Source organism: Peribacillus sp. YIM B13481, assembly GCF_042787985.1.
Classification (GTDB): domain Bacteria; phylum Bacillota; class Bacilli; order Bacillales; family DSM-1321; genus Peribacillus; species Peribacillus simplex_A.
In genome coordinates this window covers 1-2,847 of the sequence record NZ_JBHZPE010000116.1, presented here as the reverse complement: position 1 = coordinate 2,847, position 2,847 = coordinate 1, and the positions used below count along the sequence as shown (strand labels likewise).

Sequence of the window (2,847 nt, the reverse complement as noted above, 5' to 3'; positions counted from 1 at the left end):
AAAATCAACGGCCAAATTGTACAACTCATAAAAAATAGACAAACTCGATTTTCATCGAGTTTGTCTACAGTCTGAAATCATCTTAATCGATGATTTTATTTTTGTGCATATTCTTTTAATCTAGGCAAGATTGGCACTAAAATTTCCTTGGCTATGTAATCAGTATCTAATCCAATGAAGCGTTCACTTTCCAATTCGACCGACCTAGCCTTATCCGGGTCATTACAAAAAATAAACGATAAGATTCCGTTATCTTCCCTCATATCTACATATTTAAATGTAATGTCATGTTTCGTAAGCAAACTTTCAAACGCAATGCACAATTCATCTATATTTAATTGACTAATAGATGTGAATTTCATATTGATCATCCCCTCTGCTAAAGGATAGCAAAATAAATCATGAATTACAAAGTGAAAATCAAGGCTCCGACTATTGTTTCATAATTCATCCGATATTTTTGTCAAGGGGAACCTGGCAAACCAAAAACCCCTGATTAGAAGAATGAAATAAATGCAAACCCATTACTTGAATGAACCCTTTTGATGCTGAAGGCTTGGGTGAAAATTTCTAAATTACATGTAACCAATCGATTTCTTCCACTTTCCCATTCTTACCTGATTTAATTTTTTATCTTCCAACAGGTTAATCAGTATTCCCCATAGCCATAGCCGCATTATGTATCAACATTTTGTGGAGCTCCGTATGAATATTCCAAGGCATGTCTCATATCTTTATACAAACACCTTGTTAGGAGTGGTCCAACATGAAGTCTTTTTATAAGGGAACGCTCATTTTGATTGTCGCAGCGTTTTTTGGTGAATGTATTGAATTTTTAGTAAACATGATCCTAGCCAGGGAATTACAGGAAGAGGGCATGGGGCTTTATATGTCCATATTGCCAATTTTCTTTTTAATATATGTGATTGCCAGCCTTGAATTACATATTTCCATTTCAAAATTCGTTGCTGAAAATAAACAGACATTGCATTATAATCTAGTCATCCATGCTCTTAAAATGGCTGCAGTTATCGTGTTGGTCATGTGCGTAGTCATGCCTTTCATACTTTCATTTTCATCCATAATGGACAGATATCATCCTTATATTAAATGGCTGCTCATCACTTTAATCCCAATAGTTGCATTCTCGTCGATTGCAAGAGGGTATTTCATGGGTGTCCAGCAAATGGGGAAGATTGCCTTTTCCAACTTTTTGAAGGATATCATTCAATTTGGTTTGCTTTTCCTCATCTTTAACTTATTTCATTTTAACCAAGAAAAATCATTGTTGATGGCCTTTTTTGTATTGATTGGCAGTGAGTTCCTCGTTTTTCTATACTTGATAAACCTTTTGATCCTTCAAATGCGAATCATGAAACGCGGTACAAACTCGCGAACAACCGGTAAACATGCACGACAAAAGTTATTGGCGGTTTCGCTGCCCACTATGGGATTAAGGATCTTTCATGCCATAACAAATGCCATGCAACCTTTTTTGATCCATACTGCCCTTCTCTCAGCAGGATTCGGTGCGGTTGTGGCTACAGAGCATTTTGGGATGCTCACTGGAGTAGCGATGACCATCGGCTTCTTTCCAGCCTTTATCGCACATTCCTTAATGATCATGCTCATACCGAATGTTTCGAATGCGCACAAGAAACAGGATAAGGAAAAATTGAGGGTTTTATTGCAAAAATCGATGTCTTTTACTGTATTGTATGGGGTCCCAGCTGTGTTCTTCATTTATTTCTTTGCGGAACCCTTGACCTCTCTCTTTTTTTCCTCAACATCTGCCTCATACTATTTAAAATTATTATGTCCCTATTTCCTTTTTCATTTTTTTGTCATTCCAATGCAAGCCTATCTCATCGGCCTGGGCTTAGTGAAAGATGCTTTCATCCATACAGTCTGGTCCCATATCGTTGCATTTTTAATGATGTATATCCTAGGGTCCCAAGCTTCACTTAATATGGGAGGCATCATTTTAGGAATGAATACGGGCGCTGTATTATTAACTTTCATGCACTACTTGACCATTTGCAAAAAAATTGGAATAAGTATCTTTTTGATGAAATCCAGGTCCATATCGATAAAATGACTAAAATCAGGTCCATCCATTCTGCTGCTCCACTAAGTTTATTTTTGAGGAAGCACAGCGAATAATTGGAATAATAGGTAAGAATAAGCAAGTGCCGTCCAGCAAAAATCCTTGCTTTTATTGGTTTATAAAGATTCTGATAAAAATATTGAGCCTTTCCCTGTACATATCACCGTGGTTACTGTATATTTCAACATACTTGGGTAATAATCAAGTAAAATGGTTTAATATAACCATACAATAGTAATGGAGTGATTTCATGAGTAAAGCTAAGGCTAAGAGTGGTACGGGTAAAGGTACGGGAACAGGTACGGGCAAGAAGGGCTGGAATCGTTGGAAAACTGGTGCCAACAAGAAAAAAAGCGCAAAACCATATGTAAGTAAAGGCGTCAAACATTCCAATGAATCAAAATCTTCCGGCCAGTCTACAGGTGACAAGACCGAAAAATAATAGCTTGTTTTAAATCCATACAAAAAAATTTAGGTTTATTCCATATTCTCATACAGGGTGTAAAGAGATCTGTATGAGAGGAAATGGGTCTAATAGATAATAACGGCGGTATCCAGATTAATCCTATGAGTACGGCTATAATTATACATACCATCAAAAAAGACACTTCCTTACCCGGCAGTGTCTTTCATCTTTTTATTAGGCTGTTTTCACATACTTTATTGCTATTTACCAGGTAGTGAGTTGTGGTTGATTTCCCCTCCAGATGCTCGCTTTCCGCGGGGCGGGCGGTGAGCCT

General features: G+C 37.2%; 3 protein-coding genes. 2 read left to right on the top strand and 1 reads right to left on the bottom strand.

Annotation, left to right across the window (positions count from 1 at the left end; genetic code table 11):
• Positions 1 to 95 precede the first annotated feature (95 nt).
• Positions 96 to 362, bottom strand: a complete 267-nt coding sequence (locus tag ACFX4X_RS25340) for a hypothetical protein (RefSeq protein WP_089362172.1) — start codon at positions 360 to 362, stop codon at positions 96 to 98.
• A 404-nt stretch (positions 363 to 766) separates the two neighbouring features.
• Between ACFX4X_RS25340 and ACFX4X_RS25335 the strand changes: the two genes are divergently transcribed.
• Together ACFX4X_RS25335 and ACFX4X_RS25330 are read left to right on the top strand one after the other, a co-directional pair.
• Entirely contained in the window at positions 767 to 2,098 is a 1,332-nt protein-coding gene (locus ACFX4X_RS25335) for an oligosaccharide flippase family protein (RefSeq protein ID WP_061463152.1), read from the top strand.
• Between the two features lie 259 nt (positions 2,099 to 2,357).
• Positions 2,358 to 2,549: a DUF3934 family protein gene (locus tag ACFX4X_RS25330; protein ID WP_061463151.1), complete on the top strand. Its 192-nt coding sequence runs from the start codon at positions 2,358 to 2,360 to the stop codon at positions 2,547 to 2,549.
• Positions 2,550 to 2,847 lie beyond the last annotated feature (298 nt).